This is a genomic window from Nocardia sp. NPDC051981, assembly GCF_040680715.1.
In the GTDB taxonomy this organism is placed as follows: Bacteria; Actinomycetota; Actinomycetes; order Mycobacteriales; family Mycobacteriaceae; genus Nocardia.
In genome coordinates this window covers 1-21,900 of the sequence record NZ_JBFAXK010000029.1, presented here as the reverse complement: position 1 = coordinate 21,900, position 21,900 = coordinate 1, and the positions used below count along the sequence as shown (strand labels likewise).

Annotated in this window: 22 protein-coding genes and 1 pseudogene; 21 read left to right on the top strand and 2 right to left on the bottom strand. The window is 66.6% G+C overall.

Features of this window, described 5'->3' with window-relative positions; all coding sequences use genetic code 11:
• Positions 1-108: 108 nt before the first annotated feature.
• From thrB to prmC, 5 genes are all read left to right on the top strand, one after another.
• Positions 109-1,065, top strand: a complete 957-nt coding sequence (thrB, locus tag AB0L60_RS34975; RefSeq protein WP_364623446.1) for a homoserine kinase — start codon at positions 109-111, stop codon at positions 1,063-1,065.
• Between the two features lie 343 nt (positions 1,066-1,408).
• The gene (gene rho, locus AB0L60_RS34970; RefSeq protein ID WP_364623214.1) at positions 1,409-3,478 is read left to right on the top strand and encodes a transcription termination factor Rho; all 2,070 of its coding nucleotides are present in this window, start codon (positions 1,409-1,411) and stop codon (positions 3,476-3,478) included.
• A gap of 852 nt (positions 3,479-4,330) precedes the next feature.
• Positions 4,331-4,552 (top strand): 50S ribosomal protein L31, encoded by a 222-nt coding sequence (rpmE, locus tag AB0L60_RS34965; protein WP_040856062.1) that lies wholly within the window; start codon positions 4,331-4,333, stop codon positions 4,550-4,552.
• A 239-nt stretch (positions 4,553-4,791) separates the two neighbouring features.
• The gene (gene prfA / locus AB0L60_RS34960) at positions 4,792-5,874 is read left to right on the top strand and encodes a peptide chain release factor 1 (protein ID WP_364623211.1); all 1,083 of its coding nucleotides are present in this window, start codon (positions 4,792-4,794) and stop codon (positions 5,872-5,874) included.
• 188 nt (positions 5,875-6,062) lie between these two features.
• Positions 6,063-6,941: a peptide chain release factor N(5)-glutamine methyltransferase gene (gene prmC, locus AB0L60_RS34955; protein ID WP_364623208.1), complete on the top strand. Its 879-nt coding sequence runs from the start codon at positions 6,063-6,065 to the stop codon at positions 6,939-6,941.
• A 3-nt stretch (positions 6,942-6,944) separates the two neighbouring features.
• Here prmC and AB0L60_RS34950 read toward each other — a convergent pair whose 3' ends face one another.
• Positions 6,945-7,238, bottom strand: a complete 294-nt coding sequence (locus AB0L60_RS34950; RefSeq protein WP_364623206.1) for a DUF427 domain-containing protein — start codon at positions 7,236-7,238, stop codon at positions 6,945-6,947.
• 287 nt (positions 7,239-7,525) lie between these two features.
• On the opposite strand from AB0L60_RS34950, the gene AB0L60_RS34945 reads away from it, so the two are divergent.
• The 11 genes from AB0L60_RS34945 (at position 7,526) to AB0L60_RS34895 (ending at position 17,298) form a co-directional block, all read left to right on the top strand.
• Positions 7,526-8,191 carry an L-threonylcarbamoyladenylate synthase gene (locus AB0L60_RS34945; RefSeq protein WP_354849536.1) on the top strand — a complete coding sequence of 222 codons (666 nt, stop codon included), beginning with the start codon at positions 7,526-7,528 and terminating at the stop codon, positions 8,189-8,191.
• Positions 8,192-8,202: 11 nt separating this feature from the next.
• Positions 8,203-9,399: an MraY family glycosyltransferase gene (locus AB0L60_RS34940; protein ID WP_354849539.1), complete on the top strand. Its 1,197-nt coding sequence runs from the start codon at positions 8,203-8,205 to the stop codon at positions 9,397-9,399.
• 2 nt (positions 9,400-9,401) lie between these two features.
• Positions 9,402-9,839, top strand: a complete 438-nt coding sequence (locus tag AB0L60_RS34935) for a hypothetical protein (protein WP_354849541.1) — start codon at positions 9,402-9,404, stop codon at positions 9,837-9,839.
• A 416-nt stretch (positions 9,840-10,255) separates the two neighbouring features.
• Entirely contained in the window at positions 10,256-10,981 is a 726-nt protein-coding gene (gene atpB, locus AB0L60_RS34930) for a F0F1 ATP synthase subunit A (RefSeq protein WP_364623443.1), read from the top strand.
• A 75-nt stretch (positions 10,982-11,056) separates the two neighbouring features.
• Positions 11,057-11,302 (top strand): ATP synthase F0 subunit C, encoded by a 246-nt coding sequence (locus AB0L60_RS34925; protein WP_040856073.1) that lies wholly within the window; start codon positions 11,057-11,059, stop codon positions 11,300-11,302.
• A gap of 26 nt (positions 11,303-11,328) precedes the next feature.
• A complete protein-coding gene (locus tag AB0L60_RS34920; RefSeq protein WP_040856076.1) occupies positions 11,329-11,880 on the top strand; it encodes a F0F1 ATP synthase subunit B in 552 nt (183 codons plus the stop codon).
• 19 nt (positions 11,881-11,899) lie between these two features.
• Positions 11,900-12,709 (top strand): F0F1 ATP synthase subunit delta, encoded by an 810-nt coding sequence (locus AB0L60_RS34915; protein WP_364623199.1) that lies wholly within the window; start codon positions 11,900-11,902, stop codon positions 12,707-12,709.
• 89 nt (positions 12,710-12,798) lie between these two features.
• The gene (gene atpA / locus AB0L60_RS34910) at positions 12,799-14,436 is read left to right on the top strand and encodes a F0F1 ATP synthase subunit alpha (protein ID WP_364623197.1); all 1,638 of its coding nucleotides are present in this window, start codon (positions 12,799-12,801) and stop codon (positions 14,434-14,436) included.
• Positions 14,437-14,493: 57 nt separating this feature from the next.
• A complete protein-coding gene (locus AB0L60_RS34905; protein WP_364623194.1) occupies positions 14,494-15,465 on the top strand; it encodes a F0F1 ATP synthase subunit gamma in 972 nt (323 codons plus the stop codon).
• An 18-nt stretch (positions 15,466-15,483) separates the two neighbouring features.
• On the top strand, positions 15,484-16,914 hold the full coding sequence (gene atpD, locus AB0L60_RS34900; protein WP_157388301.1) for a F0F1 ATP synthase subunit beta: 1,431 nt from the start codon (positions 15,484-15,486) through the stop codon (positions 16,912-16,914).
• A gap of 6 nt (positions 16,915-16,920) precedes the next feature.
• Positions 16,921-17,298 (top strand): F0F1 ATP synthase subunit epsilon, encoded by a 378-nt coding sequence (locus AB0L60_RS34895; protein WP_364623190.1) that lies wholly within the window; start codon positions 16,921-16,923, stop codon positions 17,296-17,298.
• A 120-nt stretch (positions 17,299-17,418) separates the two neighbouring features.
• On the opposite strand, the gene AB0L60_RS34890 is transcribed toward AB0L60_RS34895, so the two are convergent.
• The gene (locus tag AB0L60_RS34890; protein WP_364623187.1) at positions 17,419-18,510 is read right to left on the bottom strand and encodes an NAD(P)-dependent alcohol dehydrogenase; all 1,092 of its coding nucleotides are present in this window, start codon (positions 18,508-18,510) and stop codon (positions 17,419-17,421) included.
• A gap of 263 nt (positions 18,511-18,773) precedes the next feature.
• Here AB0L60_RS34890 and AB0L60_RS34885 point away from each other — a divergent pair.
• The 5 genes and pseudogenes from AB0L60_RS34885 to murA form a co-directional block, all read left to right on the top strand.
• Positions 18,774-18,851, top strand: a pseudogene (locus AB0L60_RS34885) (mspA family protein); the annotation flags it as partial.
• A 62-nt stretch (positions 18,852-18,913) separates the two neighbouring features.
• Entirely contained in the window at positions 18,914-19,096 is a 183-nt protein-coding gene (locus AB0L60_RS34880) for an MspA family porin (RefSeq protein ID WP_364623183.1), read from the top strand.
• A 187-nt stretch (positions 19,097-19,283) separates the two neighbouring features.
• Positions 19,284-19,706, top strand: a complete 423-nt coding sequence (locus AB0L60_RS34875; protein ID WP_364623440.1) for a DUF2550 domain-containing protein — start codon at positions 19,284-19,286, stop codon at positions 19,704-19,706.
• A gap of 9 nt (positions 19,707-19,715) precedes the next feature.
• The gene (locus AB0L60_RS34870; protein WP_354849562.1) at positions 19,716-20,309 is read left to right on the top strand and encodes a cob(I)yrinic acid a,c-diamide adenosyltransferase; all 594 of its coding nucleotides are present in this window, start codon (positions 19,716-19,718) and stop codon (positions 20,307-20,309) included.
• Between the two features lie 10 nt (positions 20,310-20,319).
• The gene (murA, locus tag AB0L60_RS34865) at positions 20,320-21,582 is read left to right on the top strand and encodes a UDP-N-acetylglucosamine 1-carboxyvinyltransferase (protein ID WP_364623179.1); all 1,263 of its coding nucleotides are present in this window, start codon (positions 20,320-20,322) and stop codon (positions 21,580-21,582) included.
• The last annotated feature ends 318 nt before the right edge of the window (positions 21,583-21,900 follow it).

The following is a 21,900-nucleotide window of genomic DNA, read 5'->3' as shown; positions in this document are numbered from 1 at the left end:
GACGGTGCCGAGCGCCAGCGAGGCACCGGCGTGAGCGAGCGGAGCGAGGGAACCAATGTCACAGCCGCTTCGCGGTACGACGGTGCCGAGCGCCAGCGAGGCACCGGCGTGACGCGGACGCTGCCCGCCGGAATCTCCGTCACCGTGCGGGTTCCGGCGTCGAGCGCCAACCTGGGTCCGGGTTTCGATTCCCTCGGAATCGCTTTGGGGCTGTACGACGAGATCACGGTGTCCACCACCGACTCCGGGCTGACCATCAGGGTGGAGGGCGAGGGCGCCGACGATGTGCCCTGGGGCCCTTCGCATCTGGTGGTGCGCGCCGTCGAGCGCGGCCTGCAGGCCGCGGGCGTCTGGGCCGACGGCCTGGACGTGCTGTGCCGCAACGTGATTCCGCACTCGCGGGGCATGGGCTCGTCGGCGTCGGCCGCGGTGGGCGGCCTGGCGGCCGGGCGCGGGCTGGCCGCGAAGTTCGATCCGGAGCTGGCCTACGGCGATGACGTGCTGGTCCAGCTGGCCGGTGAATTCGAAGGCCACCCGGATAATTCGTCCGCCAGCATCCTGGGCGGATTCGTGGTGTGCTGGACGGAAACCGACCGTTCGGCGGACGAAAACGGCAGTGCCGACGCGCATCACGCCCGCCTGTATCGCGCGGTGCGGCTGGAGCCGCATCCCTCGCTGCGGCCGGTGGTGCTCATTCCCGAGGAGCGTTCCGCCACCGCGCACACCCGCGGCCTGCTCCCGGAGACGGTTCCGCACGTGGACGCGGCCTTCAATGCCAGCCGGTCCGCGCTCGCGGTAGTTGCCTTGACGCAGCGGCCCGACCTGCTGCTTCCCGCCACCGCCGACCGGCTACACCAGGGCTACCGCGCCTCAGCGCTGCCGCTCACCACCAAATGGGTGGAGCGGTTGCGTGCCGCGGGCATCGCGGCCACGGTGTCGGGCGCGGGTCCGACCGTGCTCGCCTTCGCGACCAGCGAATTCCCCGAAGAACTGCGCGAACTCGCCATCGCGGACGGCATGCGCGTTCTCGAGCCGGGCATCGCCGGCGGCGTCTTGGTGGATTGACAGCGCGCCTGCCTTGCCGATGCAAAAGGTGGGAGCTATCCTGAGCGAGTCCGTACATCGTGCGCGTCAGACGCCGGTGCTTCATCAGGGCAAATCGCTCCAGAGGCTCCTTGCTCAGGCTCGAGGCTTGAGGCTCGAAACTTGGGGGTAGCCAGTCAACTGGAATGATCTCTCCCACCTTGTCAGTTGGATGAGCACCAGCACTCGGTGGCGAAGCCCACGTGGTGGCAACCCCACCGGCCCGGCGGGACAGGCGATACGGCATCCGAGTCCGGCATGTGACCGGACTGCAGGAGGAACCCTCGAACAGGCACACGGCGGTCGAGGGAAGGAAAGGATTTCCGTGACAGATACGGACCTGCTCGCGACACCCGGGACGGATAGTGATTCAGCGTCCTCGGGTAGCCGCGAAAGTGACTCCGGACAGATTTCGAAGATGAGCGAACAAACTGACGTCGCACGATCGGGGCTGACTGGAATGTTGTTGCCGCAGTTGCGTGCGCTTGCGGGAGAGCTCGGTATCCGAGGCACTTCCGGGATGCGTAAGGGTGATCTCATCGCCGCTATCAAGGAGAACCAGGCCGGGGGCGCCAAGCCTGTTGCCGCCACCGGCGGCAAGCCCACGCGGAACGCGAAGGCCAAGGCCGAGGACGCGCCGAACGGCGGAGAGTCCGTGTCGGCCCCCGCGCGCGAGGTGAAGAAGGCCGCTGCTGTTGCCGACTCCGCTCCGGCCACGGCCGAGGTGAAGGCGGAGGCGAAGGCCGGCCACGCGGACAAGGTCGAAGCGCGCAAGGCCGGCACCGAGCCGCGCCAAAACGCTTCGGAGACTCGCGAATCCAAGCGCGAGGAGGGCGAGAACGCCCGCGCCGAGGGCGGCGACGACAGCCGGGACGGTGGCCAGCGCGGCCGCGGTCGCCAGCGCCGGGGCCGCGAGCAGCGTGGCGCCGCCACCGCCGAGACCGCCGCCGAGGCTCCCGCCGCCGACAAGGGCGACCAGGAGGGCGGCGAGCGCCGTCGCGATCGTGGCAACCAGGGTGAGCGTCGCGACCAGGGTGACCGCAGCAATCAGCGCGGCGACCAGGGCGAGCGCAACCAGCAGAGCCAGAACGGCGCCGGCCGCGGCAACCAGCGCGATGATCGCGGCGGTGACGACGAGGAAGGCGGCCGCGGCCGCCGGGGCCGTCGCTTCCGTGAGCGTCGTCGCGGGCGGGACCGCGAGGGCGGCGCCGCCGGTGGCGAGGCCCGCGAGATGGAGATCCGCGAGGACGACGTCCTGCAGCCGGTCGCCGGCATCCTCGACGTGCTCGACAACTACGCGTTCGTCCGCACCTCCGGCTACCTGGCCGGCCCGAACGACGTGTACGTCTCGATGAACCTGGTCCGCAAGAACGGCCTGCGCCGCGGTGACGCCATCACCGGTGCGGTCCGCGCCCCGCGCGACGGCGATCAGAGCAACCAGCGGCAGAAGTTCGATCCGCTGGTGCGGTTGGACACTGTCAACGGCGCGGACGTCGAAAGTGCCAAGCGCCGACCGGAATTCAACAAGCTGACCCCGCTGTACCCGAACCAGCGACTGCGGCTGGAGACCCAGCCGAACAAGCTGACCACGCGCATCATCGATCTGATCATGCCGATCGGTAAGGGTCAGCGCGCGCTGATCGTGTCCCCGCCCAAGGCGGGTAAGACCACGATCATGCAGGACATCGCGAACGCGATCTCGGTGAACAACCCCGAGTGCTACCTGATGGTGGTGCTGGTGGACGAGCGTCCCGAGGAAGTGACCGATATGCAGCGCTCGGTGCGCGGCGAGGTCATCGCCTCCACGTTCGACCGGCCGCCGAGCGACCACACCTCGGTCGCCGAGCTCGCCATCGAGCGCGCCAAGCGCCTGGTGGAGCAGGGTCAGGACGTCGTCGTGCTGCTCGACTCGATCACCCGATTGGGCCGTGCGTACAACAACTCGTCCCCGGCCTCGGGCCGAATCCTTTCCGGTGGTGTGGATTCCACCGCGCTGTACCCGCCCAAGCGGTTCCTCGGCGCGGCCCGCAATATCGAGAACGGCGGCTCGCTCACCATCATCGCCACCGCGATGGTGGAGACCGGTTCCACCGGTGACACGGTCATCTTCGAGGAGTTCAAGGGCACGGGTAACGCCGAGCTCAAGCTCGACCGCAAGATCGCCGAGCGTCGCGTGTTCCCGGCGGTCGACGTCAACCCGTCCGGCACCCGCCGCGACGATCTGCTGATGTCGCCCGACGAGGCCGCGGTGCTGCACAAGCTGCGCCGCGTGCTCTCCGGCCTGGATTCACATCAGGCCATCGACCTGCTGGTCGACCGGTTGAAGAAGACCAAGAGCAATGTCGAGTTCCTGATGACGGTCTCCAAGACCGCCCCGGGCGCACTCGACGAATGAGCCTGTAGCGCAAGGCTCCCCCGCCTCCCCGGGACTTTTGCGGACCAGTGGGAGCCGGGAGAGTTGCGTCGCCGACCGGCGGCCAGGTGCGACACCGATTCTGGGCGTCCCCGGGGAGTTACCCCCACGGGCGCGAAATCAGTTGTCGCCCTTGGGATCGGAATAACAGCATGCGCGGCGGCTCCGTTTCGACGGGGCCGCCGCGCTGCTGCTTGCGGGCTGAAGAAGGCTCGTCCGATCAGCGCGCTGCCGGCGATCATGAAACCGAGAATGAGCGCGGTCACGGCACCGGACACGTCCGCTGCCGTGACCGCTGTGTAGGCGAGGGTGGCGTCCCCCCCGCGGCGGGATGGGGGTCGGGTTCAGCGGACCCACCGCATTGCCGGACTCTCCGGGAGCCATCCACCAGCCCGCTACCGCCAAAAGCGTCAGTGTGACCAGGATCGCCCCCGCGACGAGCTCCGCGCGCCGCCGGTCTGCCCTCCCGGCCTCGGCGTGCACGGTGATGGCGGACGGACCCCCGATCGTCGCGTCCTTCCTGGTCACTGCCGTCCTTCCGATGGTCGCGGGACTCTCACCTGGACAAACTCTATGAACATGAGTGTTCGTATTCTTGAGTAGCGAGCTACTCGACTTCCAGCCTCACTGGAATACTCGGAATATGCGTGCCCGTAGTTTTATGGGGGAACGACCGGGAACAAACCGGTCCAACCACCTGTTCAAGGCGGTGTCACCCCTCGTGACGACCACTCGCTCGCGGAACATATACTGTTCCGTCGGCAACCATGCCTAGTCGGTTCCGGTTCACGTCTCGCATCGCCAGGCGACCCGGAGCCTTTCGAAAGGACACCCATGAAGGCAGGAATTCACCCCACGTACGTGGACACCACGGTCGTGTGTGGCTGCGGCAACACCTTCCAGACCAAGAGCACCAAGGAGTCGGGCCAGATCACGGTCGAGGTCTGCTCCCAGTGCCACCCGTTCTACACGGGCAAGCAGAAGATTCTGGACACCGGTGGCCGCGTGGCTCGCTTCGAGGCCCGCTACGGCAAGCGCGACAAGGCTGCCAAGTAGCTGTCCCGCCGACGCCCGTCCTGCGCACCGCAGGCCGGGCGTCGGTGTTTAATTGCCTCCGCTTCGCTCCGGCTGTCCGCGGCCCTGCAAGCTCGATTCTTCCCTCCTCCGCTTCGCTCCCCCGCTCCAAGGCGGAGGCCGATTCCAGCCGCAGTCCAGAATCGATCCGGGACGCGAACCGTGGGCGGTTCCTCTCTCGCTTATGTTCAGTACCAAGTTCTCGAAGGAGCTCACACGCCATGGCCGACAAGCAGGCGGCCCCGTCCGCGATCGATGACATCTTGGCCGAGTACGCGGGTCTCGAAACCCAGCTCGCGGACCCGGCGCTGCACAACGATCCGGGTGCGGCACGGCGTGTGGGCAAGCGGTTCGCCGAACTCGGACCGATCATGGCCACCTACAACAAGTTGAAGACGGCGCGCGAGGATCTGGCCGCCGCCGAGGAGCTCGCGGCCGACGATTCGTCCTTCGCCGCCGAGGTCCCGGGCCTGCAGGAGCAGGTGGAGGAGCTGGACAAGCAGCTCACCGACCTGCTCGCGCCACGCGACCCGCACGACTCCGACGATGTCATCCTCGAGGTGAAATCCGGTGAGGGCGGCGAGGAATCGGCGCTGTTCGCCTCCGATCTGGCCCGCATGTACCTGCGCTACGCGGAACGGCACGGCTGGAAGGTCGAGGTGCTCGGCGTCACCTACTCCGATCTGGACGGGTACAAGGACGCCAGCTTCTCCATCAAGAGCAAGGAAGCGACCCGCGACGGCGTGTGGTCCAAGCTCAAGTTCGAGGGCGGCGTGCACCGCGTGCAGCGTGTGCCGGTCACCGAATCCCAAGGGCGCATTCACACCTCGGCCGCGGGCGTACTGGTGTACCCGGAGCCGGACGAGGTCGAGGAAGTCGAGATCGACGAGAAGGACCTACGGATCGACGTCTACCGCTCCTCCGGCAAGGGCGGCCAGGGCGTCAACACCACGGACTCGGCCGTGCGCATCACCCATCTGCCCACCGGCCTGGTGGTGACCTGCCAGAACGAACGCTCGCAGCTGCAGAACAAGATTCGCGCCAAGCAGGTGCTGGCGGCGCGGCTGCAGGCCCTCGCCGAGGAACAGGCCGATGCCGACGCGGCCGCGGGCCGTGCGTCGCAGATCCGCACGGTGGACCGCTCCGAGCGCATCCGCACCTACAACTTCCCGGAGAACCGCATCGCCGATCACCGCATCGGTTTCAAGGCGCACAATCTGGACTCGGTGCTGGACGGTAACCTCGATGACCTGTTCAACGCCCTGGGCGAAGCCGACCGCGCCGCCCGCCTGGCCGCCGAGTAACCGGCGTATCATCACGACAGCAATGGACGACCAAGAGCGTTTCTCAACGTGACAGCTGATTTCGTTGCGGTTTGGGTAACTCCTCGGGTACGTCCGAAATCGGTTCGGCACTCGACCGCAGGCACGGATTCATGGCGGTCGACGGCTCTCAGCCGTCCGCCGAAGGCTCGGAGAGGCGGGGGAGTACCGTGAGTCGTGTACCGTTGCGCCCCGCCGTCCGGGAGGCCGTCGAGATCTTGGCCGCGGCCGGGGTCCACAGCCCCCGGGCCGACGCGGAATACCTTGCGGCACATGTGCTGGGCGTCGATCGCGGGCGCCTCGCCCTCATGCCCATGCTCACCCCCGACCAGCTGGAGGAGTACCGCAAGCTGGTCGCCAGCCGGGCGGAACGCGTTCCGCTACAGCACCTTACGGGCACCGCGGCGATGGGGGAGATCGACCTCGCGGTCGGCCCCGGCGTCTTCGTCCCGCGCCCGGAGACGGAATTGCTGTTCGCCTGGGCGCTCGGTCAGCTCGAAGCCCTCGGCCATGAGCATCAGCCGATCGTGGTGGACCTGTGCACCGGTTCCGGCGCGCTGGCCCTGGCCATCGCTCACGCCCGTCCCGACGCCCAGGTGCATGCCGTCGAACTCGACACCGAGGCCCTGGCCTGGGCCCGCCGCAATGCGCTGCAACTGGCCGACGAGGGCGACACTCCGATCGACCTGATCGCCGGCGACGTCACCGACCCCGCCATCCTCGAGCAGCTCAACGGCCGAGTGGACGTGGTCGTCTGCAACCCGCCCTACATCCCCGAGGACGCCGAACTCGATCCCGAGGTGATCGACCACGACCCGCACCGCGCCCTCTTCGGCGGCCCCGACGGCCTGTCCGTCATCCGCCCCATGACCGCCACCATCGCCCGCCTCCTGCGCGAAGACGGCACGGTGGCAGTCGAACACGACGACACCAACGGCTCCGGCGTCGTCGCCCTCTTCGCCGCCCACGGCGGCTTCACCGACATCGTCGAACACCCCGACCTCGCCGGAAAGCCCCGCTTCGTCGTGGCCCGCCGCACCGCCGACTGACGGTTATTCGGGGCTGCCCTCGATCTCCACGCCGTGCCAGAACGCGACATGATCCCTGATCTTGCGCGCCAGCGGGCTCGGCTTCGGGTAGTACCAGGCCGCGTCGGGATTCTCCTTCCCGTCCACCGTTACCGAGTAATAGCTCGCAATGCCCTTCCACGGGCACACGGTGTGGTGAGAGCTCTCACTGAAGAACTCCCGCTTCAACGACTCCACCGGAAAGTACTGATTCCCCTCGACCTCCACGGTCCGCGGAGCCTCGGCGATAACCGTCCCGTTCCAGATCGCACGCATCATGAGTCGTGCCTCCTTCGTCGCCCCCGAGCCTACGTTCGCCCGGAGCCGCAAGGGCCCTTTCCGGTGCTTGCGGCCGTCGCGCTTACCCGGTCGGCGTTCGGGGCAGCCGGGGCTCCAACGCTTCGTCGAGGGTTCGGGGTCGGGGCTCCAACGGTCGGCGGGAGTTCAAGGCGCGGGCTCCGACAGGCTCGTCGGGGGTTCGGGGGCGGAGCCCCCCGGGATTCCCGGGGTTTCAGGGGCTTGCCCCTGAGAGCTATCGAGAGTTGATCCGTGCCAAGATGTCAGCCGTGAGTACCGTCTACGACTGTGCCGATCCCGACTCCCGCGCCGCCGGCCTGAGTGCCGCGCGCAGCACGCTGAAGTCCGGGCGATTGGCCGTCATTCCGACCGACACGCTCTACGGACTCGCTGCCGACGCGTTCGACAGTCAGGCGGTGAGCGCGCTGCTGGCCGCCAAGCGGCGCGGGCGGGACATGCCGGTGCCGGTGCTGGTCGGGTCGTGGAACACCATCGACGGACTGGTCTTCTCGGTGCGCCCGCAGGCCCGTGAGCTGATCCGCGCCTTCTGGCCGGGCGGGCTGAGTCTCGTTGTGCAGCAGGCTCCTTCGCTGGCCTGGGATCTGGGCGACGCGCGCGGTACGGTGATGCTGCGCATGCCGCTGCACCCGGTCGCGCTGGAGCTGCTGCGCGAGGTGGGTCCGCTGGCGGTGTCGAGCGCGAACGTCTCCGGACAACCGCCCGCCACCACGGTGGCCGAGGCGCAGGCGCAGCTCGGCGATCTGGTCGGGGTGTACCTCGACGGCGGACCGGCCGATCACGCGGTGGCGTCCACCATCGTCGACCTCACCGCCGACACCCCGCGCATTCTGCGCGAGGGCGCGGTGCCGGTCGAGAAGGTCGCGGAGGTGCTCGGCATGTCGCCCGAGGAGCTCCGTCAGGCGGGCGCGCGGTGACGGCCCGTTAAATGCTGCTGAGTCAGGGCGTATTCAGCCAGGGCGCGGTCGTCCCGCTGCGGGAGCTGCTGCTGGTGCTGCTCGTCGCCACGGTCATCGCCTACCTGACCACCGGTGGAATCCGGGTGCTGGCCATCGCCTTCGGCGCGGTCGCCATTCCGCGTGAGCGCGATGTGCACGTGAAGCCGATTCCGCGAATGGGCGGGCTGGGCATCTATCTGGGGCTGCTGGCGGCCGTGCTGTTCGCCCACCAGCTGCCCGCACTGCGCCGCGGATTCGACTATCCCAAGGACATTCCGGCGGTGCTGGCCGCGGCCACGCTCATCGTGCTGGTCGGCATCATCGACGACCGCTGGGGCCTGGACTGGCTGACCAAACTGGTCGGCCAGATCACCGCTGCGGGTGTGATGGCCGTGATGGGCTTGAGCTGGGTGGCCATCTACAACCCCTTCACCAACGAGACCGTGGTGCTCGATCCGCTCCAGGGCGGTCTGGTGACGGTGGGCATCACGGTGACGGTCGTGAATGCCATGAATTTCGTGGACGGCCTGGATGGTTTGGCCGCGGGCCTCGGTTTCATCGCGGCGGTCGCGGTTTTCGTGTTCACCGTGGGTTTGCTCTATGAGGTGGGCGGTTCCACCGACACCTATCCGCCCGCGTTGCTGGCCGCGGCGCTGGCCGGTGCGTGCCTGGGATTTCTGCCGCACAATTTTTCTCCAGCCCGCATTTTCATGGGTGATACCGGATCCATGCTCATCGGATTGATGCTGGCCGCGGTGTCCACCGGCGCTTCCGGGCGAATTCCGCTGCAGGGTTACGGCCCGCGCGACATCGTGGGTCTGCTGTCGCCGTTGTTGCTGGTGGGTGCGGTGATGTTCATTCCGGTACTCGATCTCGTTCTGGCGGTGGTCCGTCGTGTCCGCGCGGGTGTGAGTTTTTCCACCCCGGACAAAATGCATCTGCATCACCGTTTGCTGCAGATCGGGCATTCGCAGCGCCGCGTGGTGCTGGTGATCTATCTGTGGGTGAGTGTGCTCGCATTCGGCGCGGTCGGGACCTCGCTGATCTCGGATCGGCGCATGGTGGTGCTGTTGTTCGCGGCCGGACTGGTTTTCGCGCTGATCGTCACTGCGGTGCCGTCCTGGCGGGAACTGAAGATCAACTCCGTCCGCAAACCGCCCCGCGATCGCGATCACGCCGCCGGGTAGAGTTGCTGAACGTGAGCACGCCTTCCGATCCCGGTCCCGACGCCCCGCTGCGCGCGGCTCTGCGCTATGGCATCGCCGGTTTGGCTGTGCTGGTTGTGGTTTCGGCCATCCTCTCGACCGTCTTCGCGGGCCTGCCCGGCCTGTGGGGCGCGTTGATCGGCGCCGCCCTGGGTGGCGCCTTCATTCTCACCACCGCCGCCTCGGTGTTGTTCAGCGCCAAGATCGAATCGGGCCTGCAGGGCATCGTGCTGCTCGGCAGCTGGGTCGGAAAGCTGCTGCTGACAGTGATTGTCGTCGCAGTGCTCCAGCAGTACGACTTCTACAGCCGCGGCGCCCTGTTCTGCACCGTGGTCGCCGCGCTGCTCATCGTGCTGGGTGCGGAGACGTACGGTCTTCTGCGCCAACGGGTTCCGACCGTGCAGGTGGACCGCGACCTGTAGCCCGGGACCCCCGCGGCGACCTCGCGAAACGGCGTTCATCACGCGTTTCGGCGACCCCCTACGCATTGTCGTAGATAACTTGATAAACTCTTTACCTGTAGCCAACCGAATCAACAGGGGGGGTCACCTTAGACCCGCCTGAGAGCAGGTTATGCTTACAGCCGTACCGGACCCATAGGGTCACGGTTCTGCACCGTCGACGATGTCGCCGACGCGCGTACAGACGCCAGGGCGTGATGCCACAGCTGCTGACGAACTTCGAGCCGACCTGAGTCGACCCACCAGATCGTCAATGTCCGATCGAACCGCAGGAGAAAACTATCTCCTGCGGCCGACCACGGGAGAGAACGCTGAGCGTCACCATTTTGGCGGGCGAGTTCCACGCGCCGTCACTCAACGACTTCTTCCCTCCAGCAGTGCTGTTCGAGGGGACGCCTTTCGAGCTCGACCGTTTGATGCTGATCCGCATCCTCATGTCGGTCGTTCTCCTGGCCGTGATGTTCGCCGCTTTCCGTCGGCCGCAGTTGGTTCCGCGCGGACTGCAGAATGTCGCCGAATCCGGTCTGGTGTTCGTCAAGGAGCAGATCTGCGACGAGGTGCTCGGCAAGGAATCCGGCAAGAAGTTCTTCCCGCTGATCGCGTCGATCTTCTTCACCGTGCTGTTCCTGAACATCTCGGGTGTCATTCCGGGCCTGAACATCTCGTCGAACGCGCGAATCGGCATGCCCCTGGTGCTGGCGGTCGTCGCCTACATCACCTTCAACTACGTGGGCATCAAGAAGTACGGCTTCCTGAAATACATGCGCTCGTCCATCGTGGTGCCGAATGTGCCGCCCGCGCTGCACGTGCTGCTGATCCCGATCGAGTTCATCTCGACCTTCGTGCTGCGCCCGTTCACGCTGACAGTCCGTCTCATGGCGAACATGCTGGCAGGCCACATCATGTTGGTGCTGTTCTTCAGTGCCACCCAGTTCTTCCTGTTCGATGCCGTCTCCTGGATGAAGGTGTTCTCGCCGTTCTCGCTGCTCGCGGGCCTCGGCTTCACCCTCTTCGAGCTGCTGGTGGTTTTCCTGCAGGCGTACGTGTTCGCGCTGCTGACCGCTGTCTACATCGGTCTGGCGCAGCACGCCGACTCTCACTGACCGACCGCACCAACATCACAAACCTGCCTTCCACGCCGCCCGGCGGGTGGGCGACAGAAAGGGAATGAAACACACATGAGCACCCTCTCGTACCTGGCTGCTGAAGTTGCCGAGTCCAAGTCCAAGGGCTTCGGCGCCATCGGTTACGGCCTCGCTGCGATCGGCCCCGGCATCGGTGTTGGCATCGTCGTCGGTAAGGCCATCGAGGGCATCGCCCGCCAGCCCGAGCTGCAGGGCACCATCCGGACCAACATGTTCCTGGGTATCGCGTTCACCGAGGCCCTGGCGCTGATCGGTCTCGTCGCCGGCTTCATTTTCTGATTCCGGCAAAAGACTAGGAATCAACGATGAACAGCATTTACTTGCTCGCGGCCGAGGAGGACATCAACCCCCTCGTCCCGAAGACCTATGACATTGTCTGGTCTGCGATCGTCTTCATCGTTATCGCCTTTGTCTTCGCCAAGTACGTCGTCCCGCGCCTGACCAAGGTGCTCGACGAGCGTTCCGAGAAGATCGAGGGCGGTATCGCCAAGGCCGAGGCCGTGCAGGCCGAGGCGCAGGCCACCCTGCAGCAGTACCAGGAGCAGCTGGCCGAGGCTCGCCTCGAGGCTGCCCGTATCCGTGAGGAAGCCCGCACCCAGGGTGCGGCCATCCTGTCGCAGATGCGTACCGATGCGCAGGCCGAGGCCGACCGCATCGTGGCCGCCGGTCACTCGCAGCTGGAGGCACAGCGCCAGCAGATCGTGACCGAGCTGCGGTCCGAGCTGGGCCGTACCGCGGTCGACCTGGCCGAGAAGATCATCGGTCAGTCGGTGGCCGACGAGGCCAAGCAGGCGGCGTCGATCGACCGGTTCCTGGCGGAACTGGACGCGAACGCCGGCATCGGGGTCGGAAGGTAACGACGCGAAAGTGGGAAGCATGTACGCAGCGAGCCGCGAGGCGAGTTCCCGTGCGCGGGAAGCTCTTCGGGCCGCTCTGACCGGTAGCGACACCGTCGCGGCTACTACGGGGTCGGAACTGTTCGCCGTTGTCGCCGTCCTCGACGACCAGCGTTCGCTGCGTGTGGCGCTCGCGGATAAGTCGGTGTCGAGTTCGGCGCGCGCCGAGCTGGCCGAACGCGTCTTCGGCGGCAAGATCAGCGGCACCACCCTGGCCGTGCTGACCACGGCGGTGGCCCAGGACTGGTCACGGGCCCGCGATCTGGTCGACACGCTGGTCCTGCTCGGCCGCGAAGCGCTGCTGCGCGCCGCGGACGAGCGTGGCCGCCTGGACGCCGTCGAGGACGAGCTGTTCCGGCTGGCCCGGATCATCGACGACAACCCGGACCTGGAGCAGGCGCTGCAGGACCACGGCAAGCCGGCGGAAGCCAAGCTCGCCCTGGTGCAGCGTCTGCTCGCGGGCAAGGTCGAGGACATCACCCTGCAGCTGGCCGAGCAGGCCGTGCTGCGTCACACGGGCGATGCCGGCGCGGCCATCGACGAGCTGTCCAACCTGGCGGCTTCGCTCCGGGAGCAGATCGTGGCGCATGTCCGTGCCGCGGTGGCCCTGACGCCGCAGCAGCGCGAGCACCTGGCGGCTTCGCTGCAGCGCATCTACGACAAGCCCGTCACGGTGCACGTGCAGGAGGACCCGAGCCTGCTGGCCGGCGTCGTCGTGCGCGTCGGCGACGACCTGATCGACGGCAGCGCCGTCGGCCGCCTCCAGCGCTTGCGTCAGTCTCTCGCTTAGAGACGAACGCCCAACGGCGCAGTTTTGCCGGCTCGCCGGCGAGGCACTTACACACCGACATTCGAGACCACAGCGAGAGCAGGAAGAACATGGCGGAGCTGACGATCTCCCCCGATGAGATCCGTAGCGCGATCGAGAGCTACACCCAGACCTACACCCCCGAGACCTCCATCGAAGAGGTCGGTGTCGTCACCGACACCGGCGACGGTATCGCCCACATCAGCGGCCTGCCGTCCGCGATGGCCAACGAGCTGCTGGAGTTCCCGGGCGGCGTCCTCGGCGTGGCGCTGAACCTGGAGGATACCGAGATCGGTGCCGTCATCCTGGGTGAGTTCGACACCATCGAAGAGGGCCAGCAGGTCCGCCGCACCGGCGACGTGCTCTCGGTTCCCGTGGGCGACAAGTTCCTCGGCCGCGTCATCGACCCGCTGGGCGCGCCGATCGACGGCCTGGGCGAGATCGAGGCCGACGAGCGTCGCGTGCTCGAGCTGCAGGCCGCGACCGTGCTGGAGCGTCAGCCGGTCGGTGAGCCCATGGCCACCGGCATCACCGCCATCGACGCCCTGACCGCCATCGGCCGCGGCCAGCGTCAGCTCGTCATCGGCGACCGCAAGACCGGCAAGACCGCGGTCTGCATCGACGCCATCATCAACCAGAAGGCCAACTGGGCGACCGGCGATCCGTCGAAGCAGGTGCGCTGCATCTACGTCGCGATCGGCCAGAAGGGCTCCACCATCGCGGGTGTGAAGTCCGCGCTCGAGGCGCACGGCGCGATGGAGTACACCACCATCGTCGCGGCGCCCGCGTCGGACTCCGCCGGCTTCAAGTGGCTGGCCCCCTACACCGGTTCGGCCCTCGGCCAGCACTGGATGTACCAGGGCAAGCACGTCCTGATCGTGTTCGACGATCTGTCCAAGCAGGCCGAGGCCTACCGCGCCATCTCGCTGCTGCTGCGTCGCCCGCCGGGCCGCGAGGCGTACCCGGGTGACGTCTTCTACCTGCACTCGCGTCTGCTGGAGCGTTGCGCGAAGCTGTCCGACGAGCTGGGCGCGGGCTCGATGACCGGTCTGCCGATCATCGAGACCAAGGCCAACGACGTCTCGGCGTTCATCCCGACCAACGTCATCTCCATCACCGACGGCCAGGTGTTCCTGGAGTCGGACCTCTTCAACAAGGGTGTCCGCCCGGCCATCAACGTCGGTATCTCGGTGTCCCGAGTCGGTGGTGCCGCGCAGACCAAGGCCATGAAGAAGGTCTCCGGTTCGCTGCGTCTGGAGCTGGCCTCCTACCGTGAGCTCGAGGCGTTCTCCGCCTTCGCCTCCGACCTGGATGCCGCCTCGCTGGCCCAGCTGGAGCGTGGCGCGCGCTGGGTCGAGCTGCTCAAGCAGGACCAGTACGCCCCGGTTTCGGTCGAGGACCAGGTCGTTTCGCTGTTCCTGGTGGACGGCGGCTACTACGACTCCGTCCCGGTCGGCGACATCCGCCGCTTCAACGCCGAGCTGCTGGAGAGCCTGCACGCCACCGTGCAGTCCTCCTTCGACGCCCTGCAGGGCGGCGCCAAGGTGCTCGAGGGCGAGGCCGCCGACGCCATCAAGGCCGCGACCGACAAGTTCAAGCAGGGCTTCCTGGCGTCCGACGGCACCCGCGTCGTCGAGGCCGAGGCCGGCCAGCTGGACCACGAAGAGGTCGAGTCTCTTTCCGTCACCCGCAAGCACGTCGAGAAGTAATCGAGACGAGCACATGCGAATGACCGAATCGACGAATGAAGGGAGTGTGAACCGCTAATGCCAAGCGTGCGTGAACTTCGCTCCCGTATTCGTTCCGTGAGCTCGATCAAGAAGATCACCAAGGCGCAGGAACTGATCGCGACCTCGCGAATCAGCAAGGCGCAGGCGCGCGTTGCCGCCGCCAAGCCCTACGCGGAGGAGATCACCAAGGTGCTCGCCGAATTGGCGAGCGCCAGTGGGAATCTCAACCACCCGCTGCTCACCGAGCGTGAGAACCCGCGCCGCGCAGCGGTTCTGGTCATCACCTCCGACCGTGGTATGTGTGGTGGCTACAACTCCAACGTGCTCAAGCGCGCCGAGGAGCTCATGACCACGCTGCGCACCGAGGGCAAGGAGCCGGTGCTGTACGTGATGGGCGCGAAGGGCCTGACGTACTACACCTTCCGCCGTCGCACCGTAAACGGCTCCTGGCTGGGCTTCTCCCAGCAGCCGAACTACGTGGACGCGTCCGCCGCGTGCAACCACCTGGTCGAGGCTTTCATGGCCGGATCCGACGGTGAGGTGACGTCCCCGAACGGGGCCGGCACCATGGCCGGCGTCGACGAACTGCACATCGTCTACACGCGTTTCGTGTCGATGCTGTCGCAGCAGCCGGAGGTGCGTCGCCTGGCGCCGATCCAGGTGACGTTCGTGGACGAGAACTTCGACATGGGTCCCGACAGCTTCAGCGACTCCCCGTCGGCGGAGCCGGTCGCCCAGTACGAGTTCGAGCCGGACGCGGATCGCCTGCTGGGCGCGCTGCTGCCGAAGTACGTCAACACTCGGATCTACTCGTCGCTGCTCGAGGCGGCGGCATCGGAGTCGGCTGCGCGCCGCACCGCCATGAAGGCCGCGACGGACAACGCCACGGAACTGGTCAACTCGCTGACCCGGACCGCGAACTCGTTGCGCCAGGCACAGATTACGCAGGAAATCACGGAAATCGTCGGTGGCGCCAACGCGCTGGCGTCGAGCTCGGACCGCGACTAAGGCCCAGGAAGAGAACCAATGACCGCAGCTACTGAAACCCGGGTCGGCACAGGCCGTGTCGCCCGCGTCATCGGACCCGTCGTGGACGTCGAGTTCCCGCGCGGTTCCATTCCCGACCTGTACAACGCCCTGAACGTGGACATCGCGCTCGCGTCCGTGGCCAAGACCCTGACCCTCGAGGTCGCGCAGCACCTGGGCGACAACATCGTTCGCACCATCTCGATGCAGCCGACCGACGGTCTGATCCGTGGCGCCGAGGTGCGCGACACCGGCAAGCCGATCTCGGTGCCCGTCGGTGACGTCGTCAAGGGCCACGTGTTCAACGCGCTCGGCGACTGCCTCGACACCCCCGGCCTGGGCCGCGACGGCGAGCAGTGGGGCATCCACCGCCAGCCGCCCGCCTTCGACCAGCTCGAGGGCAAGACCGAGATCCTGGAGACGGGCATCAAGGTCATCGACCTGCTCACCCCGTACGTGAAGGGTGGCAAGATCGGTCTGTTCGGTGGTGCCGGTGTCGGCAAGACCGTTCTGATCCAGGAGATGATCACCCGTATCGCGCGTGAGTTCTCCGGCACGTCCGTGTTCGCCGGCGTCGGTGAGCGCACCCGTGAGGGCACCGACCTGCACCTGGAAATGGAAGAGATGGGCGTCCTCCAGGACACCGCCCTCGTCTTCGGCCAGATGGACGAGCCGCCGGGGACGCGTATGCGTGTCGCCCTCTCGGCCCTGACCATGGCCGAGTACTTCCGCGACGTGCAGAACCAGGACGTTCTGCTGTTCATCGACAACATCTTCCGCTTCACCCAGGCCGGTTCCGAGGTCTCGACCCTGCTGGGTCGTATGCCTTCGGCCGTCGGTTACCAGCCGACCCTGGCGGACGAGATGGGTCAGCTGCAGGAGCGCATCACCTCGACCCGTGGCCGCTCGATCACCTCGATGCAGGCGATCTACGTGCCCGCGGACGACTACACCGACCCCGCGCCGGCCACCACCTTCGCGCACCTGGACGCCACCACCGAGCTGTCGCGTCCGATTTCGCAGAAGGGCATCTACCCGGCCGTCGACCCGCTGTCGTCGACCTCGCGAATCCTCGAGGCCTCGATCGTCGGCGAGCGTCACTTCCGGGTGGCCAACGAGGTCAAGCGAATCCTGCAGAAGTACAAGGAACTCCAGGACATCATCGCGATTCTGGGTATGGACGAGCTCTCCGAAGAGGACAAGGTCCTCGTCGGTCGCGCCCGTCGCCTGGAGAAGTTCCTGGGCCAGAACTTCATCGTGGCCGAGAAGTTCACCGGCCAGGAGGGTTCCGTCGTGCCGCTGGAGCAGACCATCGACGACTTCGATCGGGTCTGCAAGGGCGAGTTCGACCACCTGCCGGAGCAGGCGTTCAACTCCTGCGGTGGCCTGGACGACGTCGAGGCTGCTGCGAAGAAGATCGCCGGGAAGTAGTCCACCATGGCGGATATGTCAGTTGATCTGGTCGCCGTCGAGCGGCTGCTGTGGTCGGGCCGGGCGAAGTTCGTCTCGGCTCAGACCACGGAGGGTGAGATCGGCATCCTGGCCGGCCACGAACCACTGCTCGGGCAGCTGGTCGAGGCCGGCACCGTGACCATCGTGTCCGACGACGACGAGCGTGTGGTCGTGGCCGTGCACGGCGGGTTCTTCTCGGTCACCGCCACTTCGGTGCGCGTGCTGGCCGAATCCGCCGATTTCGCCTTCGATATCGACGAGGCGGCCGCCAAGGCCGTTGTCGCCGACCCGGATGCGAGCCCGGCCGCGCTGGCCAAGGCACAGGGCCAGCTGCGGGCGATCGAGAAGGCGGCGGCTGCCTAGCCTTCCGGTGCTGAAACCGAGAGCGGCGGTCCCAGGGAAAACCCCTGGGGCCGCCGCTTTTTCGCGTTCACACCGGCCCGCACTCGCGCCCGGCACCAGCCGCTCGCGAGGGTGTCGTTCTCACTGGAAGGTGAGAATGGGCTTGATCGTGGCGCCGTGGTGGGCGTCCGCGACCGCGGTGTCGATATCGGTGAAGGCGTAGGTCTTGCTGATCTTCTCGATCGGGAACTTGCCTTCGGCATGCCACTGCAGCAGTTGCGGAATGAATCGCTGCGGATCGCCACTGCCCTCGATGCAGCCCCGGACGGCCTTGCCGTTGCCGGTGAGGTGGCCGATTTCGAGGTCCATGCTGGCCTCTCCCAGACCGACGAGCACGAGAGTGCCCATGGGGGCCAACGCCTCCAGGCCCTTGGCGATGACGGCATTGAGGGCGGTCGTGTCGAGCGCGAAGTTCGCGCCGCCGTTGGTCGCCGCGACGATCTGCGCCACCACGTCCTCGGCCGCGCCGTCGATGGTGACGTCCGCGCCGAGCTCCTTGGCCACGGCCAGCCGATCGGCGGAAAGGTCAATGGCGACAATGGTTCCCGCGCCGATGGCACGGGCCGCCATGAGGGCCGCCATACCCACGCCGCCGACGCCGAAGATGGCCAGCGAGTCGTTCGGCCCCGGCTTCATGACATTGGCGACCGCGCCCGCGCCGGTCTGCACACCGCACCCGAACGGGGAGGTGGCCACCAGGTCCACGTCCTTGTCGACCACCACGACACTGCGTGCCGGCACCAGTGCGTGGGTGGCGAAACTCGATTGCCCGAAGAACGCGCCCATCACGCGCTCGCCATTGCTGCTCAGCGGCGAGGTGAAATCCGCGCGTCCGCCCGAGGTGTTCAGAATGACGAAATTCTCGCAATAGGGCGGAAGCCCGTTGGTGCATCGCGAACAGGTCCCGCAACTGGCATAGGTGAGCAGAACATGGTCACCGACTTCGATTCCGGTTACCTCCGAGCCAATCTGCTCGACGATCCCGGCGCCCTCGTGTCCGAGCACGATCGGCAAATCGGCGGGAAACACGCCCTTGGTGACCAGGTCGGTGTGGCAGACCCCGGACGCGACGATGCGCACCAGCACCTCGCCCGGTCGCGGTTCCTCCAGGGTGAGGATCTCCATCGAGAACGGCACGTCCGCTCCCCGGGCCACCGCAGCGGTAATTTCCACGGAATCTCCTTCCAAGACATCCCAATTGTCCGGAGCATAAGAACGTGTTCCAGTTTACGGCCATCGCCGATCCCGCTCAGCGGGTCGCGCGTTCGGCTCTTGCCGCCAGGAGCTGGTAAGCGACCGATGTTTTCGGATACTTTGTGCCGTAATTGAGATTTTGGTTACCCAACGTGGCTAAATGCTTTCGCCGGTCCCCGGAAGTGATCTGAAGCGTTTGGCAAAGTACCGGCTATTCAGACGCTTTCGACTTTTCCGCCACGATGCACACCGGCTACGTGGTCGGCTGCCAGGTGGATATCGACGCAATGAATTGCGGCGTCAGCGGCGGGGAGGCGACCGACATGACGCAGGTGACTCAGAACGACCTGCTCGGCGCGTTGCCACAATCTGCCCGGCGACATTGCCCCGACCTCGAGGCTGCCCCGAGGGCTACAACAAGGTTCCCGGCCCGCACGCCGGCGTCAGCTGGACGGACGAGACCTTCACGGTGAACGGGTGCGGCGGTTATGCCCAGGCGCGCTCGTTCGTGGCGGTCGAGGTCGACAGCCCGACCTACATCGGCAACCCGGTGCTTTTACGGTGAGTCGTTCACCATGGGCCGATATGTCTTCCGCACCCTGCTGATCAGCGCATACGTCACATTCGGTGGATGGCCGGACTTCACCTTTCCGCGGTCGCTACTATCGACCGAAAGCGGGGCCCGGCCGTCGGCCGGTCAGTGATCGACAGCAACGCGGATGTGAAGGGACGGAGCGGCATTGCAAACCGGGATGTGGCTTCTGATCATTCTGGTGTTGCTGCTTGTCGGCCTGGCCCTGGCTTCGACGTATCGCCTGGTGATGCTGCGCCGCGGCGGAACCGCCGCCCTGCTGCGCGTGCTGCCTGCCCGCGGCCACGGCGGGGGCTGGCGGCACGGCCTGATCCGTTACGACGAGGACACGCTCCTCTTCTACAAACTCTCCAGCCTCAAGCTCGGCCCGGATTCCACCATGCGCCGGCTCGCCATCGAGGTGGGCCCGCGGCGGTCCCCGCAGGACGACGAGTACGACATCATGACCGACGAGGTCATCGTCCAGGTCTCCGACGGTGGCGGCAGCTACGAGCTGGCACTCGATCGCGGCGCCATGGCTGCCTTCCTCTCCTGGGTCGAATCCCGCCCCTCCGAGCGAATTCGCCGCCGCCGCGCCGGATAGTGTGATCCTGTGAGCGTTCACTTGACGCGGATCTACACGCGGACCGGCGACGACGGCACCACGGGGCTGAGCGATTTCTCGCGGGTGGCCAAGACCGACCCGCGGCTGATCGCCTACGCCGACTGTGACGAAACCAATGCCGCACTGGGTGTCGCCATCGCGCTCGGGCAGCCGGACGAGCGGATGCTCGGTGTGCTGCGTTCGATACAGAACGATTTGTTCGACGCCGGCGCGGACCTGTCCACGCCCGTTGTCGCGGAGCCCAAGTATCCGCCGCTGCGCATCACCCAGGTCTACATCGACCGCCTCGAGAAGTGGTGCGACGAGTTCAATGAGCCTCTGGCGCCGTTGAATTCGTTCATCCTGCCCGGCGGTACACCGCTGGCGGCACTGCTCCACACCGCCCGCACCGTGGCGCGACGCGCCGAGCGTTCGGCGTGGGCCGCGGTCGCGGCGCACCCCGACGACACGAACGCGCTGCCCGCCAAATACCTCAACCGCCTGTCCGACCTGCTGTTCATTCTCGGCCGGGTCGCCAATCCGGACGGCGACATACTTTGGCGGCCGGGCGGAGACGCCGCGAGCGCGAGAGAGGACCACTAGGCTGACCCCCGTGAGTGAACGGTTTCTGGTGACCGGGGGCAGCAGGCTCGTCGGTGAGGTCGCGGTAGGCGGCGCGAAGAACAGCGTCCTCAAACTGATGGCCGCCGCGTTGCTGGCCGAGGGGACGACCACCATCACGAACTGCCCGGACATCCTCGACGTGCCGCTCATGGCCGAGGTGCTGCGCGGTCTCGGATGTGACGTCACCGTTGACCACGAGACCGTGACCATCGCGACGCCGCCGGAACCGAAATACCACGCGGACTTCCCGGCCGTCACCCAGTTCCGTGCCTCGGTGTGTGTGCTGGGTCCGCTGATGGCGCGCTGCAAGCGGGCCGTGGTGGCGCTGCCGGGCGGTGACGCCATCGGTTCGCGCCCGTTGGATATGCATCAGGCCGGTCTGCGACTGCTGGGCGCGACCTCCGAGATCGAGCACGGCTGCCTGGTGGCGCGCGCGGAGGAGCTGCAGGGCGCCCGGATTCGCCTGGACTTCCCGTCGGTCGGCGCGACCGAGAACATCCTGATGGCCGCGGTGCTGGCCGAGGGGGAGACGGTCATCGACAATGCCGCGCGTGAACCGGAGATCGTGGATCTCTGCAACATGCTGGCGCGGATGGGCGCGAAGATCTCCGGCGCGGGTACCTCGGTGCTGACCATCGAGGGCGTGGACAAGCTCTCGCCGACCACCCACCGGGTGATCGGTGATCGCATCGTCGCCGCGACCTGGGGTATCGCCGCCGCCATGACCACCGGGGATGTGCGGGTGACCGGCATCAACCCCAAGCACCTGTCCCTGGTGCTGGACAAGCTGCGCTCCGCGGGCGCGCGAATCTCGTTCGAACCGGATGGTTTTCGCGTGGTGCAGGCGGATCGCCCTCGCGCCGTGAACTTCTCGACCCTGCCGTTCCCCGGGTTCCCCACCGATCTGCAGCCGATGGCCATCGGTCTGGCCGCGATCGCCGACGGCACCTCGATGATCACCGAGAACATTTTCGAAGCGCGGTTCCGTTTCGTCGAAGAGATGATCCGCCTGGGCGCGGATGCCCGGACCGACGGGCATCACGCTGTGGTGCGCGGGATTCCGCGACTGTCGTCGGCGCCGGTGTGGTCGTCGGACATTCGCGCCGGCGCGGGTCTGGTGCTCGCGGGTCTGGTCGCCGACGGTGTCACCGAGGTCCACGATGTCTTCCACATCGACCGTGGCTACCCGGATTTCGTGGAGAACCTGCGCTCGCTGGGAGCCCGGATCGAACGGGTCGGAACCGCGGACTGAACAGCCGGTGTCGGGACGGGTTCGCGAAAACCCGTCCTGAACAGGCGATTTGACATGCGAACAACCAACACGTAACTTATTCCAGGTCAGAGCGACACGGACACCGACTCCGGTGAGACGAGCTTCGCCTGATGATCACACTAGCTCCCAACCAACCAGCGGATTTGGTTCTGCTGCGCGGACGGGGCTAAGCTGTAAAAGTTGCCTCACGATCGAGCGGGAATAAGAGCCCGGGAGATCGTGTGTGCGTGTGTTCTTTGAGAACTCAATAGTGTGTCGATGAATGTCAGTGCCAAATTTTGAAATTTGGTTCCGATT